The organism is Janthinobacterium sp. BJB426 (assembly GCF_002735705.1).
Lineage (GTDB): Bacteria > Pseudomonadota > Gammaproteobacteria > Burkholderiales > Burkholderiaceae_D > Janthinobacterium.
Window position 1 is genome coordinate 174,254 of sequence record NZ_PDZL01000004.1, and the last position, 13,048, is coordinate 187,301.

15 protein-coding genes are annotated in these 13,048 nt (G+C 58.4%); 11 read left to right on the top strand and 4 right to left on the bottom strand.

Features of this window, described 5'->3' with window-relative positions:
* Window positions 1–13 precede the first annotated feature (13 nt).
* The 4 genes from CSQ93_RS08575 to sugE form a co-directional block, all read right to left on the bottom strand.
* Window positions 14–805, bottom strand: a complete 792-nt coding sequence (locus CSQ93_RS08575) for an EAL domain-containing protein (RefSeq protein WP_099377703.1) — start codon at window positions 803–805, stop codon at window positions 14–16.
* Between the two features lie 44 nt (window positions 806–849).
* On the bottom strand, window positions 850–2,007 hold the full coding sequence (locus CSQ93_RS08580; protein WP_099377704.1) for an iron-containing alcohol dehydrogenase: 1,158 nt from the start codon (window positions 2,005–2,007) through the stop codon (window positions 850–852).
* Window positions 2,008–2,092: 85 nt separating this feature from the next.
* Window positions 2,093–2,452, bottom strand: coding sequence for an NADH-quinone oxidoreductase subunit A (locus CSQ93_RS08585; RefSeq protein ID WP_099377705.1), 360 nt, complete (start codon window positions 2,450–2,452; stop codon window positions 2,093–2,095).
* An 11-nt stretch (window positions 2,453–2,463) separates the two neighbouring features.
* The gene (sugE, locus tag CSQ93_RS08590) at window positions 2,464–2,784 is read right to left on the bottom strand and encodes a quaternary ammonium compound efflux SMR transporter SugE (RefSeq protein WP_035823456.1); all 321 of its coding nucleotides are present in this window, start codon (window positions 2,782–2,784) and stop codon (window positions 2,464–2,466) included.
* Between the two features lie 315 nt (window positions 2,785–3,099).
* On the opposite strand from sugE, the gene mnmG reads away from it, so the two are divergent.
* The 11 genes from mnmG (at window position 3,100) to atpG (ending at window position 13,026) form a co-directional block, all read left to right on the top strand.
* Complete coding sequence (gene mnmG / locus CSQ93_RS08595; protein WP_099377706.1) at window positions 3,100–5,049, top strand: tRNA uridine-5-carboxymethylaminomethyl(34) synthesis enzyme MnmG; 1,950 nt, start codon at window positions 3,100–3,102, stop codon at window positions 5,047–5,049.
* Window positions 5,046–5,690: a 16S rRNA (guanine(527)-N(7))-methyltransferase RsmG gene (gene rsmG / locus CSQ93_RS08600; protein WP_099377707.1), complete on the top strand. Its 645-nt coding sequence runs from the start codon at window positions 5,046–5,048 to the stop codon at window positions 5,688–5,690. The genes mnmG and rsmG overlap by 4 nt, the downstream gene beginning before the upstream one ends.
* A 158-nt stretch (window positions 5,691–5,848) precedes the next feature.
* Window positions 5,849–6,619, top strand: a complete 771-nt coding sequence (locus CSQ93_RS08605; RefSeq protein WP_046681849.1) for a ParA family protein — start codon at window positions 5,849–5,851, stop codon at window positions 6,617–6,619.
* 64 nt (window positions 6,620–6,683) lie between these two features.
* On the top strand, window positions 6,684–7,568 hold the full coding sequence (locus tag CSQ93_RS08610; protein ID WP_099377708.1) for a ParB/RepB/Spo0J family partition protein: 885 nt from the start codon (window positions 6,684–6,686) through the stop codon (window positions 7,566–7,568).
* Window positions 7,569–7,838: 270 nt separating this feature from the next.
* Window positions 7,839–8,207 (top strand): ATP synthase subunit I, encoded by a 369-nt coding sequence (locus CSQ93_RS08615; protein ID WP_099377709.1) that lies wholly within the window; start codon window positions 7,839–7,841, stop codon window positions 8,205–8,207.
* A 51-nt stretch (window positions 8,208–8,258) separates the two neighbouring features.
* Window positions 8,259–9,068: a F0F1 ATP synthase subunit A gene (gene atpB, locus CSQ93_RS08620; RefSeq protein ID WP_051959258.1), complete on the top strand. Its 810-nt coding sequence runs from the start codon at window positions 8,259–8,261 to the stop codon at window positions 9,066–9,068.
* A 59-nt stretch (window positions 9,069–9,127) separates the two neighbouring features.
* Window positions 9,128–9,406 carry a F0F1 ATP synthase subunit C gene (gene atpE / locus CSQ93_RS08625; protein ID WP_034752695.1) on the top strand — a complete coding sequence of 93 codons (279 nt, stop codon included), beginning with the start codon at window positions 9,128–9,130 and terminating at the stop codon, window positions 9,404–9,406.
* 43 nt (window positions 9,407–9,449) lie between these two features.
* Window positions 9,450–9,920, top strand: coding sequence for a F0F1 ATP synthase subunit B (locus CSQ93_RS08630; protein WP_034752697.1), 471 nt, complete (start codon window positions 9,450–9,452; stop codon window positions 9,918–9,920).
* Between the two features lie 2 nt (window positions 9,921–9,922).
* Window positions 9,923–10,468: a F0F1 ATP synthase subunit delta gene (locus CSQ93_RS08635; protein WP_034783838.1), complete on the top strand. Its 546-nt coding sequence runs from the start codon at window positions 9,923–9,925 to the stop codon at window positions 10,466–10,468.
* Between the two features lie 78 nt (window positions 10,469–10,546).
* Window positions 10,547–12,088, top strand: coding sequence for a F0F1 ATP synthase subunit alpha (gene atpA / locus CSQ93_RS08640; protein ID WP_077398373.1), 1,542 nt, complete (start codon window positions 10,547–10,549; stop codon window positions 12,086–12,088).
* Window positions 12,089–12,150: 62 nt separating this feature from the next.
* Window positions 12,151–13,026 (top strand): F0F1 ATP synthase subunit gamma, encoded by an 876-nt coding sequence (gene atpG / locus CSQ93_RS08645; RefSeq protein WP_046681852.1) that lies wholly within the window; start codon window positions 12,151–12,153, stop codon window positions 13,024–13,026.
* The last annotated feature ends 22 nt before the right edge of the window (window positions 13,027–13,048 follow it).

The window sequence follows — 13,048 nt, forward strand, 5'->3', positions numbered from 1 at the left end:
CACGTGGCCGTTTTTATTCCCAGGCCGACTCGGCAATATCGCCCAGTCCCTGGAAGACAGGCTTGGAAAACCAGTAGCCCTGCATCAGCGAAATGCCGCAGCTGGCCAGAAAGTCGCGCTCGGCGCGTGTCTCGATGCCTTCGGCCAGCACGCGGATACCCAGCTCCTGGCACAGGCTGGCGATGGCCCGCACGATGGCCTGGCGTGGCGCGTGCGTATCGATGCCGCGCACCAGGTCCATGTCGATCTTGATGATGTCGGGCTGGTATTCGGCCAGCAGATTCAAGCCCGCATAGCCGGCGCCGAAATCATCGATGGCGGTCTGGAAACCGAAGCGCCGGTAGGCGCGGAAGATCTCGACGAGGTGGGGACGGTCTTGCACCCGTTCGCCTTCCGTCACTTCAAAGATGATTTTATCGGTGGGGAAGCGGTGCAAGGTGGCCGCTTCCAGAGTGCTGCGGATGCAGACTTCAGGACGGTAGACGGCATTGGGCAGGAAGTTGATCGACAGAATGCCCTGCATGCCCAGCCTGGCGGCGCCGGCCACGGCCTTGACGCGGCAAGCCTGGTCGAAGCGGTAGCGGTTGGCATCGTTGACTTGCGCCAGCACGCTGGCCGCGCTTTCGCCGTTGGGACCGCGCACCAGTGCCTCGTGCGCATAGATGCTGCGTGTGGCGAGATCGACGATGGGTTGATAGGCATACTCGAAGGCAAACGGCAGCGGCGCGCTGTCGTGGCAGCCGGCACAGGCACCGTGCGGAAAGCTGGTGCTGTCAGGATGAATGGGGATATCGGGAGGCGTCATGGCGGCAGTGTAGCAGGGTGGGTTGGCAGATTCAGTCTGCTGGTTCACAGTGCGGCGGCATAGATGGCGCGCACATCGCCGCGTGTGACGGGCCGGGGATTGTTGCCCAGCAAGCGCGTCTGCAGCATGGCTTCATCGGCCAGCCGGTCCAGATCGCTGGCCGCGATGCCCACCTCGCGCAGGGTGCGCGCGATGCCGGTGGCCAGGGCAATCTCCTGCATGACGTCGATCAGGGCCATGGCCCGCGCTTCCTCGCTGCCCGCGATGCCGGGCTGGAAAATGGCGGCCAGTTGCGCATACAGGGGCGCCGCATGGGACAAATTAAAGCGCAGCACGTGCGGCAACACCAGCGCATTCGACAGGCCATGTGGCACGTGGAACAGTCCCCCGATGGGATAGGCAAGCGCATGCACGGCGGCCACGGGCGCATTGGCAAACGCCTGGCCGGCCAGCATGGCACCGAGCAGCATGGCTTGGCGCGCCGGCAGGTTGCTGCCATCGCGGCAGGCGGTGACCAGGTTGCTCGACAGCAGTGACAGCGCCTCGGTGGCCAGCATGTCGGACAAGGGATTTTTCAGCAGGCGGCTGGTGTACGCTTCGATCGCGTGCACCATGGCATCGATGCCGGTGGCGGCTGTCACGGCCGACGGCAAGCCCAGGGTCAGGCTGGCGTCGAGGATGGCCAGGTCCGCATACAGTTGCGGCGCGACTACGCCCATTTTGCTGGTGGCGCCCGTGGTGACGATGGCGATGTGCGTCACTTCCGAACCCGTGCCGGCCGTGGTGGGCAATTGCACCAGGGGCAGGCGCTGGCCGTGGACATTGCCGATGCCATACAGTTCGGCCAGTTCCTGGCGGCCCGGCGCCAGCACGGCGATCAGTTTGGCCACGTCCAAGGAGCTGCCGCCACCGAGGCCGATAATCAGTTCCACGTGAAACATCTGCGCCTGCGCTACGCCGGCCAGCACGATGGCTTCGGGCGGATCGGCTTGCACCTCGGAAAAGACGTGGACCTCGATGCCGGCCACCTGCAAGCTGCGCAGGGGAGCATCGGCCAGCCCCGTGCGCAAAAAGCCTGCATCGGTGACGAGCAGGGCGCGGCGCACGCTGGGGAAGTGACGGGCGATATGCGCACCCAGCTGGGCGGCGGCGCCCGCTTCAACGATCAGATGCGGCACGGTGCGGAACTGGAAGGCGGACATGCAGACTCCTGACAGTGATGGCAGAAGCCCAGCTTACTCCGCTTTCCCGCCCCGCGCCTGTTTCACGTGGAACAGGATGCGCGGGTTACTCCCACTCCAGCGCGCCGCGTTTCCATTCATAGGCCAGGCCGATGGCCAGCACGCTCAGGAAACCCATGACGGCCCAGAAGCCAGGCAGGCCCAGTTCGTTCACGTTGGCCGCCCAGGGCATCAGGAAGATCACCTCGATATCGAACAGGATGAAGAGAATGGCGACCAGGTAGAAGCGGATGTCGAACTTCATGCGCGCGTCGCCGAACGCTTCGAAGCCGCATTCATACGGTGACAGCTTTTGCGCATCGGGCTTGTGCGGACCGAGTACGCGTCCCAGCAGCATGGGCACGATGCCGACCAGGATGCCGATCAGAATGAACAGGAGGACGGGAAAATAATTTTCGAGGAGCATGGGAATTCCTCTCAGTGACTGGACGACAGTTTCATCAGCACGATGCCGCACACGATGAGGACGGCGGCGCACACGCGCATGGTATTGACTTGCTCGCCCAGAAAGACGATGCCGACGATGAAGGCGCCGACGGCGCCGATGCCGGTCCAGATCGTATAGGCCGTGCCCAGGGGCAGGGTGCGCATGGCAAGCGACAGCAAGCCAAAGCTGGCGATCATCATGACGATGGTAATGACGGAGGGAGTGAGTCTGGTGAAACCCTCGGAGAGTTTCATCGAGTATGCCCACACGACTTCAAACATGCCGGCAATCAGTAATAGTATCCAGGCCATGGCGGCTCCTTTACAGAGCGGGCCGTCCCGGTGTGTTCCCATGATGGGGGAGGCCGTCCTCCTGGATGATCGTCCCGTTGGCCACTGGCGTGACCACGAATGCAGACGATGCAGCAATTGTAGCAAACATTGTCCAGTGCCGCACCTCCATCCTGGATGCGATTCGTGTTCCACGTGAAACAGAAATCTCCGTTGACTTGCCACTGCTGAGTAAAAATTAAGCAAAAATTGGCCGTTGCAAGGTTGCGCTTGCAAAAAGACTCTATAATCGGAGCTCTCTTTCCGCATTTTTACTTGCACTGTTACCTATTTATCATGTTATTTCCTACAGAATTCGACGTCATCGTTGTCGGTGGTGGTCACGCCGGTACCGAGGCGGCCCTCGCTTCCGCCCGCATGGGGCAGAAGACGCTATTGCTCACGCATAATATTGAGACACTGGGCCAGATGTCGTGCAACCCCTCCATCGGCGGCATCGGCAAGGGCCACCTGGTCAAGGAGGTCGATGCCATGGGCGGCGCGATGGCGATTGCCACTGACGAGTCCGGCATCCAGTTCCGCATCTTGAATTCCTCGAAGGGCCCGGCAGTCCGCGCCACGCGCGCCCAGGCCGACCGTATTTTGTACAAGGCCGCCATCCGCACGCGCCTGGAAAACCAGCCGAACTTATGGCTGTTCCAGCAAGCCGTTGATGATTTGATCGTTGAAGGCGACCGCGTCGTTGGCGCCGTGACGCAGATTGGCCTGAAGTTTCTCGCGCGCGCCGTCGTGCTGACGGCTGGCACTTTCCTCGATGGCAAGATCCACGTGGGCTTGAATAACTACTCGGCTGGCCGCGCCGGCGACCCGCCTGCCATTTCGCTGTCCGCCCGTTTGAAAGAACTGAAACTGCCGCAGGGGCGACTGAAAACAGGCACGCCGCCGCGCATCGATGGCCGCACGATCGACTTTTCCGTGATGCAAGAGCAGCCGGGCGACCTCGATCCCGTGCCAGTCTTCTCGGTCATGGGCAACACGTCCATGCACCCGCGCCAGGTGCCGTGCTGGGTCACGCACACGAATAGCCAGACGCACGATATCATCCGCGCTGGCCTGGACCGTAGCCCCATGTACACGGGCGTGATCGAGGGCGTCGGCCCTCGCTATTGCCCGTCGATCGAAGACAAGATCCACCGTTTCTCGGGCAAGGAATCGCACCAGATATTCCTCGAGCCGGAAGGCTTGACGACGCATGAGTTCTATCCGAACGGCATCTCCACCAGCCTGCCGTTCGACGTGCAGATCGCCCTGGTGCAATCGATGAAGGGCATGGAAAACGCGCACATCCTGCGCCCCGGCTACGCCATCGAATACGATTATTTCGACCCGCGCGGCTTGAAGGCGTCGCTGGAAACGAAGGCCGTCGCCGGCCTGTTCTTCGCCGGCCAGATCAACGGCACCACCGGCTACGAGGAAGCGGCCGCGCAAGGCATGCTGGCGGGCCTGAATGCGGCCTTGCTGACGCAGGACAAGGAAGCCTGGGTACCGGGCCGCTCCGAGGCCTATCTGGGCGTGCTGGTCGACGATTTGATCACCCAGGGCGTGCAGGAACCGTACCGCATGTTCACCAGCCGCGCCGAGTACCGCCTGAGCTTGCGCGAAGACAATGCCGACATGCGTCTGACGGAAATCGGCCGCACCCTGGGTTGCGTGGGCGACGCCCAATGGCAAGCCTTCGAGACCAAGCGCGAAGCGGTGGCGCGCGAACTCGAGCGCCTGCGTTCCACGTGGGTCAACCCGCGCATCCTGGCGGCCGCCGAATCGGAACGCATCGTTGGCCAGGCTATCGAGCGCGAGTATTCCCTGGCGGACTTGCTGCGCCGCCCGAACGTCGCCTACGACACCTTGATGAGCATGACGGGCATGGAAGGCCAGGCCCTGGCCGGCCCCGGCGTGATTGACCCGGCCGTGCGCGAGCAGGTGGAAATCCAGCTCAAATACGCGGGTTACATTGAGCGCCAGAGCAAGGAAATCGAGCGCCACGAACACTATGAAAACCTGGCTTTGCCGGAAGGTTTCAATTACCTGGATATCGGCGCGCTGTCCGTCGAAGTGCGGCAAAAACTCGACAAGCAGCGCCCGGAAACCCTGGGCCAGGCCTCGCGCATTTCCGGCGTGACGCCGGCGGCGATTTCGCTGCTGCTGGTGCACCTGAAAAAGCGCGGTTTTGGTGCAGGTCAGGCCGAAATACAGACCACCACTTTAAAGGACGAGGTTGTTGAATGAAGCAGTTTGACCGGGCCGCATTGGCCCAGATTTTGAATGAAGGCATCGCCGCGCTGGGACTCGACCTGAGCGCGGATCAGACGGAAAAACTGCTCGATTACCTGGCCTTGCTGGCCAAATGGAACAGCGTGTACAACCTGACGTCGGTGCGCGATCCACTGCAGATGCTGACCCTGCACGTGCTCGATTCGCTGGCCGCCGTGCCGGCGTTCGCGGATGCAAAGAATGTGCTCGATGTGGGCGCCGGCGGCGGCTTGCCGGGCATGGTCCTGGCCATCGCGCGGCCTGATGTGAAGGTGTCGATGATCGATACCGTGCACAAGAAGACGGCATTTTTGACGCAAGTGAAGGCGGAACTTGGCTTGAGCAACGTCACCGTGTACACGAAACGGGTGGAACAGCTGGAAGTGCAGCAGAAATTCGATGTGATCACTTCGCGCGCCTTTGCCGACCTGTCTGACTTCGTCAACTGGTCGAACCACGTGCTGGCCGAGGGCGGGCAATTCATCGCCTTGAAAGGGGTGGCACCGCCAGACGAGCGCGAGCGACTGCCGGCAGACTGGAAAGTGACGGAATTACGCGCAATTCAGGTGCCAGGGCTAAATGCAGAGCGTCATCTGGTCTTTATAGCAAGAATTTAAAAGACGAAGAATAAATGATATAAACAATTTATACGGTATAAATAATATAAACCGTATAAATGATTTATATCGTATAAATGAAATAAATAGTATAAATCGTTTCGGCCAGATGCCGGGGCGCACGATGAAGTTTGCATCTCTTTACAACTAGAAGATACATGGCCAAAATTTTTTGTGTAGCAAATCAAAAGGGTGGTGTTGGTAAAACCACAACAAGCGTCAACCTCTCCGCCGGTCTGGCCAAGTTGAACCAGCGCGTGCTGCTGGTCGACCTCGACCCGCAGGGCAATGCGACCATGGGCGCCGGCATCAACAAGGCCGGTCTGAAGGCGTCGACCTATGAAGTGATGCTGGGCGAGTCCGATGTCAAAACGGCACGCCAGCGTTCGGAAGCGGGACGCTTCGATGTCTTGCCGTCAAACCGCGAGCTGGCCGGCGCCGAAGTGGAGATGGTCGAACTCGACAACCGCGAACGCCGCCTGAAGGATGCACTGGCCGAAGTGGACAGCGAATACGATTTCATCCTGGTAGATTGCCCACCGGCATTATCGATGCTGACCCTGAACGGCCTGTGCGCCGCGCATGGCGTGATCATTCCGATGCAGTGCGAGTACTACGCATTGGAAGGCTTGTCCGATCTGGTCAACACCATCAAGAAGGTGCATGCCAACCTGAACCCGGATCTGAAGATCATCGGTCTGCTACGCGTGATGTTCGATCCACGCATGACATTATCGCAACAAGTGTCGGCGCAGCTGGAGCAGCACTTCGGCGACAAGGTTTTCAATACCATCATCCCGCGCAATGTACGCCTGGCCGAAGCGCCGTCGTACGGCCTGCCCGGCGTGACCTTCGACCCCAGCTCGAAAGGCGCCCAGGCATATATCGCCTTCGGCGCCGAGATGGTCGAACGCATCAAACATATGTAAACAAGGAGCGAGCGTCTGCACATAATGATGTGAGCGCTTACTCTGAAAACACGATTAGGACAGCATGGCTACGAAAAAATTAAAAGGACTGGGTCGCGGACTCGACGCCCTGTTGGGCGGCGGCGGCGACTTCGCCAGTCCGGACACGCATCAACCGTCGAACTTGCCCGTGTCACAAATGCAAGCCGGCAAATATCAGCCGCGCACCCGCATGGACGAGGGAGCGCTGAATGAACTGGCCGCCTCGATCAAGGCGCAAGGGCTGATGCAGCCGATCCTGGTGCGCCCGATCGGGCAAGATACCTTGAGCGGACTTGTTAAATATGAAATCATCGCCGGCGAACGCCGTTTCCGCGCTTCGCAACTGGCCGGCCTGACGGAAGTGCCAGTGCTGGTGCGCGATGTGGACGACCTGGCCGCCGCCGCCATGGCGCTGATCGAGAATATCCAGCGCGAAGACCTCAATCCGCTGGAAGAAGCGCAGGGCATCCACCGCCTGATCGCCGACTTCAGTTTTACGCATGAGCAAGCGGCCACTGCGCTGGGACGCTCGCGCAGCGCCGTGTCGAACCTGTTGCGCTTGATGAACCTGGCCCATCCCGTGCAGACCATGCTGATGGCCGGCGATATCGACATGGGTCATGCGCGCGCGCTGCTGGCCGTCGATGCGGCCAGCCAGATCACGCTGGCGAATCAGGTCGTGGCCAAGCGCCTGTCGGTGCGCGAAACGGAAAAGCTCGTGACGCGCACGGTCGAGGAAGCGGCCAACCCGGTCGAGCCGCGTCAGAAGGAAAAATCGGGCGACATCGCGCGCCTGGAAGAAGAGCTGTCCGATGCGCTGGCCACCCCCGTGGTGTTCAAGATGGGCAACAAGGGCCGTGGCCAATTGGTGATTGATTTTGCCGATCTTGACGTGCTCGATGGTTTGTTGACCCGCTTGCGTGGTTAAATAGCAAGCTGCAAAGGCAGGGGCCATGCGGGTGTGGACAATCCGGCCATGCTTTCCAGATGCACCACGTAATTCCTTGATAACACGGCTGGAAGCGGCCAGACAAGCGACTTTGCCATATAGTGGTGCAAATGGCGGCGAATAGTCGGTAAAGCGTCAGTTTCACGCAGCAATTGCCCTGCTGCGGTGCAGCAACGTTTGACTCTATAGATCAAAGCCAACTATAATCCCGTGTCTTTGCGTGTGTAGATTTTTCTGGGAACTTGGCAATTGAGTGATTCACAACAAAGTATTGCCAAGCCAGTCTACAAAGTAGTTGCATTGCAGCTAGCAATCGCTATCAGCTTTGCCACGGTCACCCTGTTTTTCGGTGGTCATGTCAGAGGCTGGTCCGCCGCATACGGCGGCGCTATCGCAGTCATCGGTAGCCTGGTGTATGCCCTGTTGGTCGTTCGCGGTTCTAGCGACGCCAACAAGGCATTCCGGGCGCATTTGCGCGCAGAAGTGGTGAAAATATTTATCACAGCGGTGCTGTTTATATTGGCACTGGTGTTGTTTCAGTCGGCCGCCTGGTTATGGCTGATCTTGGGTTTCGCGGTGGCAACCTTAGCATACTGGTTTTCATTGCTCGCTGTTTAATCATTGGTTTTGGGGCTTGTTGAGCTCTGAAACGACAAATCTAAATTCATTATGACCACAGAACACGCTATTGAAGCGGGCCATGCTGCCCCGGCCAACGCCACAGAATACATCAGTCACCATCTGGCCCACCTGAGAAGTGCCGACGGCATGATCAATCTGGATACGTTCTGGATTTCGGCCATTCTGGGCTTTGTTTTCCTGGCTGTTTTCTATATGGCGTCGCGCCGCGCGACGGCTGGTGTCCCTGGCAAGTTGCAAAACTTCGTCGAAATGGTCATGGAAATCGTCAATGACACTATTAATGGGGCCTTCCACGCGAAAAGCAAGGTCATCGCGCCGCTGGCCATCACTATTTTTGTGTGGGTCTGGTTGCTCAACGCGATGGACTTCCTGCCGGTTGACCTGTTGCCGAAGATCCTGAGCTGGTTTGGCGTGCATAAACTGCGCGCCGTGCCGACCGCCGACGTCAACCACACCTTCGCCATGTCGCTGTCGGTCGTGCTGTGCGTGATCGCCTTCTCGATCAAGGCCAAGGGCTTGGGCGGCTGGATCAAGGAACTGTTCACGGCACCGTTCCATGCGAATGGCCTGATCGCCACGATCGCCCTGGCACCTGTCAATTTCTTGTTGCAAATGGTTGAGCTGGTTGCAAAACTGATCTCCCTGTCGCTGCGACTGTTCGGCAATATGTATGCCGGCGAACTGATTTTCATCTTGATCGCGTTGTTGCCTTGGTGGGCACAGTGGGCGTTGGGTGGTCCATGGGCAATTTTCCATATCTTGATTGTAACTTTGCAAGCTTTTGTGTTTATGGCGTTGACGGTTGTGTATCTGAGCCTCGCGGTTGAGAAACATTAATCATTAACTTTATATTTTGTTTTTTTAGTATCTTTCGTTTTTAAATTTAGGAGAATTTTATGCAAGCTCTGATCGCACAAGTACAAAGCATGACCGTTCTGGCAGCAGCAATCATCATCGGCCTGGCCGCAATCGGCACCGCTCTGGGCTTCGCTATCTTGGGTGGCAAATTCCTGGAAGCTTCGGCACGTCAACCAGAACTGATGCCACAACTGCAAACCAAACTGTTCGTTATCGCTGGTCTGCTGGATGCTATCTCGATGATCGGCGTTGGTGTTGCTCTGCTGTACACGTTCGCTAACCCGTTCCTGTCCGCTCTGACGGCTGTTGCTCAGTAATTCGCTCCAACCCTAGGAGAAACTTTTAGTTAGGAGCAAAGGTATGGACATCAATATGTCGCTCATCGGCCAGATGATCACCTTCGCGGTGTTGGTCTGGTTCTCGATGAAGTTCGTATTTCCAGCGCTGAACAATGCGCTGGATGAGCGTGCCAAACGAATCGCGGATGGATTGGCTGCGGCCGATCAAGGTCAGGCTTCGATGGCAGTCGCTGAAAAGCGTGCGCAAGAGGCATTGAACAGTGCACGTGAAGAAGCGTCGCAACGCGTTGCGGACGCTGAAAAGCGCGCGCAGCTGGTTGCTGAAGAGATCAAGCAAAATGCACAAGCTGAAGCTGCGCGTATCATTGCGCAAGCCCAGTCGGACGCCGAACAGCAACTGTCGAAAGCACGCGAACAATTGCGCGCTCAGGTGGCTGACCTGGCTGTCAAGGGTGCCGAGCAGATCTTGAAGCGTGAAGTAAACGCTACGGCTCACGCCGAAATGTTGCAGCGTCTTGCTGTCGAGCTGTAATCATGGCAGAACTCGCAACCGTCGCCCGTCCCTACGCGGAAGCTTTGTTCCGCGTAGCCCAAGCTGGTAAGGAGTCAAGCAACCTCGCGGCGTGGTCCGAACTGGTGTCCGAACTGGCACAGATCGGTAGCCACCCCGAGGTACAGGCGTACGCGCGCAATCCGAAAGTTTCGGAAAGCGACGTCGCCGCCACCATCCTGTCGTTGTTGAAATCGCCGCTCAATGAGGAAGTGAAAAACTTCGTCACGATGTTGATCGAAAATGGCCGCATCAGCCTGCTGCCGGAAATCGGCGCGCAATTCCATACGTTGAAAAACGGTCTGGAAGGTGCGGCTGACGCCGAGATCACGAGCGCTTTCGATCTGAGCGAAGGCCAAACGGCCGAGCTGGTCGCAACGCTGGAAAAGAAATTCAGTCGTAAGCTCAACCCTGCCGTCACAGTGGATCCATCGCTGCTCGGCGGCGTGCGCGTGGTCGTTGGCGACCAAGTGCTCGATACCTCGGTGCGCGCCAAGTTGCAGCAACTGCATGCTGCACTGGTGTCGTAAGACACGCGCTTCGGCAGGCCAGCTTAGACAGACCCTTACCCCTCGCGCAAGCTGAGAGAAACACTTTTAGGAGTTAGTATGCAACTCAACCCATCTGAAATCAGCGAGTTGATCAAGAGCCGGATCCAAGGTCTTGACGGCGGCGCTGAAGTGCGTAATCAAGGCACGGTTATTTCCGTCGCCGACGGTATCTGCCGCATCCACGGTTTGTCGGACGTGATGCAAGGCGAGATGCTGGAATTCCCAGGCAACACGTTTGGCCTGGCAATGAATCTGGAACGCGACTCCGTCGGTTCCGTGATTCTGGGTGCCTACGAGCACATCTCCGAAGGCGACACGGTGAAATGCACCGGCCGCATTCTGGAAGTGCCAGTCGGTCCTGAGCTGCTCGGCCGCGTTGTCAACGCGCTGGGTCAGCCAATCGACGGCAAAGGCGCCATCGACACGAAACTGACGGCCGCGATTGAAAAAATCGCGCCGGGCGTGATCGCCCGTGAGTCCGTTTCGCAACCAATGCAAACCGGCCTGAAGTCGATCGATGCGATGGTTCCAGTTGGCCGCGGCCAGCGCGAACTGATCATCGGCGACCGTCAAACCGGTAAGTCGGCTGTGGCGATTGATGCGATCATCAATCAAAAAGGCCAGGGCATGAAGTGTATCTACGTCGCGATTGGCCAAAAAGCCTCGTCGATCAAGAACATCGTGCGCTCGCTGGAACAGCACGGCGCGATGGAATACACCATCGTTGTCGCCGCTTCCGCTTCGGAATCGGCCGCCATGCAATACATCTCGCCGTACTCCGGTTGCGCCATGGGCGAATACTTCCGTGACCGCGGTGAAGATGCACTGATCGTCTACGATGATCTGTCCAAACAAGCTGTTGCATACCGTCAAATCTCGCTGCTGCTGCGCCGTCCACCAGGTCGCGAAGCGTACCCAGGCGACGTGTTCTACCTGCACAGCCGCCTGCTGGAACGCGCAGCACGCGTGAACGCCGACTACGTCGAGAAGTTCACCGATGGTGCCGTCAAAGGCAAGACCGGTTCCCTGACGGCGCTGCCGATTATTGAAACGCAAGCTGGCGACGTGTCCGCATTCGTTCCAACCAACGTGATTTCGATTACCGACGGTCAGATCTTCCTGGAAACCTCGCTGTTCAACGCCGGTATCCGTCCTGCGATTAACGCCGGTATTTCCGTATCGCGCGTCGGTGGCGCCGCCCAGACCAAGGTCATCAAAAACCTGTCCGGCGGTATCCGTACCGACTTGGCGCAGTACCGTGAACTGGCCGCGTTTGCGCAGTTCGCTTCGGACCTGGATGAGTCGACCCGCAAGCAGCTGGACCGTGGTGCCCGCGTAACGGAATTGCTCAAGCAAGCCCAGTACTCGCCACTGTCGATCTCGCTGATGGCCGTATCGTTGTTCTCGGTGAACAAAGGCTTCATGGACGACGTGCCAGTCAAGCAAGTGCTGTCGTTCGAAGCTGGTGTCCACGCTTACATGAAGACCAAGCAAGCTGCTCTGCTGGCCAAGATCGAAGAAACCAAGCAACTCGACAAAGACAGCGAAGCAACTCTGTCGGCGGCCATTGCTGATTTCAAGAAATCCGGCGCATATTAAGCGGCCAGGCGGCGCCCACCTCGAGTGAGGCGCCGCCCTACGCGCAGAAGGAGTAAGGACTCATGGCATCAAGCAAAGAGATACGAGGCAAGATCAAGAGCGTAGAGAATACGAAGAAGATCACCAAGGCGATGGAAATGGTCGCCGCGTCCAAAATGCGCAAGGCGCAAGACCGGATGCGGGCCGCTCGTCCCTACAGTGACAAGATTCGGAATATCGCCGCCAATCTGGCGACCGCCAATCCGGAATACACGCACCCGTTCCTGGCAGCTGCCCAGGGTACGCAAGCGAAGGCAGTGGGTTTCATCGTTGTCACGACCGACAAAGGTCTGTGCGGCGGCATGAACACCAACATCCTGCGCCAGGTGACGTCGAAGTCGCGCGAGCTGGAAGCAGCTGGCAACCGGGTTGAAGCAGTTGCCATCGGTAACAAGGGTTTGGGTTTTTTGAATCGCATCGGCGTCAAGATCGTCGCCTCTGCCATTCAGACCGGTGATACGCCCCACCTGGACAAACTGATCGGACCCGTCAAGGTCATGCTCGAAGAGTTCCAGGCAGGCAAGATCGATGCAGTGTACCTGTGCTACACCAAATTCATCAACACGATGAAACAGGAACCAGTCGTGGAGCAATTGCTGCCCCTGACGGCCGACAAGATGGTCGCCGACAAGGGTGCCCACTCGTGGGATTATATCTACGAGCCGGACGCGCAAAGCGTGATCGACGAATTGCTGGAGCGCTATGTAGAAGCGCTGGTGTACCAGGCAGTCGCGGAGAATCTGGCGTCCGAGCAATCGGCACGGATGGTCGCGATGAAAGCTGCAAGCGACAACGCGGGTAGTGTGATCGGCGAATTGAAGCTGATCTACAACAAGACCCGCCAAGCTGCGATTACCAAAGAACTCTCCGAAATCGTCGCCGGTGCGGCTGCGGTTTAAACGAATTTAACTATATTGAAGG

Coding starts and splice junctions, on each gene's coding strand:
- CSQ93_RS08575 (WP_099377703.1), bottom strand. CDS start 805: ATGACGCCTCCCGATATCCCCATTCATCCTGACAGCACCAGCTTTCCG.
- CSQ93_RS08580 (WP_099377704.1), bottom strand. CDS start 2,007: ATGTCCGCCTTCCAGTTCCGCACCGTGCCGCATCTGATCGTTGAAGCG.
- CSQ93_RS08585 (WP_099377705.1), bottom strand. CDS start 2,452: ATGCTCCTCGAAAATTATTTTCCCGTCCTCCTGTTCATTCTGATCGGC.
- sugE (WP_035823456.1), bottom strand. CDS start 2,784: ATGGCCTGGATACTATTACTGATTGCCGGCATGTTTGAAGTCGTGTGG.
- mnmG (WP_099377706.1), top strand. CDS start 3,100: ATGTTATTTCCTACAGAATTCGACGTCATCGTTGTCGGTGGTGGTCAC.
- rsmG (WP_099377707.1), top strand. CDS start 5,046: ATGAAGCAGTTTGACCGGGCCGCATTGGCCCAGATTTTGAATGAAGGC.
- CSQ93_RS08605 (WP_046681849.1), top strand. CDS start 5,849: ATGGCCAAAATTTTTTGTGTAGCAAATCAAAAGGGTGGTGTTGGTAAA.
- CSQ93_RS08610 (WP_099377708.1), top strand. CDS start 6,684: ATGGCTACGAAAAAATTAAAAGGACTGGGTCGCGGACTCGACGCCCTG.
- atpB (WP_051959258.1), top strand. CDS start 8,259: ATGACCACAGAACACGCTATTGAAGCGGGCCATGCTGCCCCGGCCAAC.
- atpE (WP_034752695.1), top strand. CDS start 9,128: ATGCAAGCTCTGATCGCACAAGTACAAAGCATGACCGTTCTGGCAGCA.
- CSQ93_RS08630 (WP_034752697.1), top strand. CDS start 9,450: ATGGACATCAATATGTCGCTCATCGGCCAGATGATCACCTTCGCGGTG.
- CSQ93_RS08635 (WP_034783838.1), top strand. CDS start 9,923: ATGGCAGAACTCGCAACCGTCGCCCGTCCCTACGCGGAAGCTTTGTTC.
- atpA (WP_077398373.1), top strand. CDS start 10,547: ATGCAACTCAACCCATCTGAAATCAGCGAGTTGATCAAGAGCCGGATC.
- atpG (WP_046681852.1), top strand. CDS start 12,151: ATGGCATCAAGCAAAGAGATACGAGGCAAGATCAAGAGCGTAGAGAAT.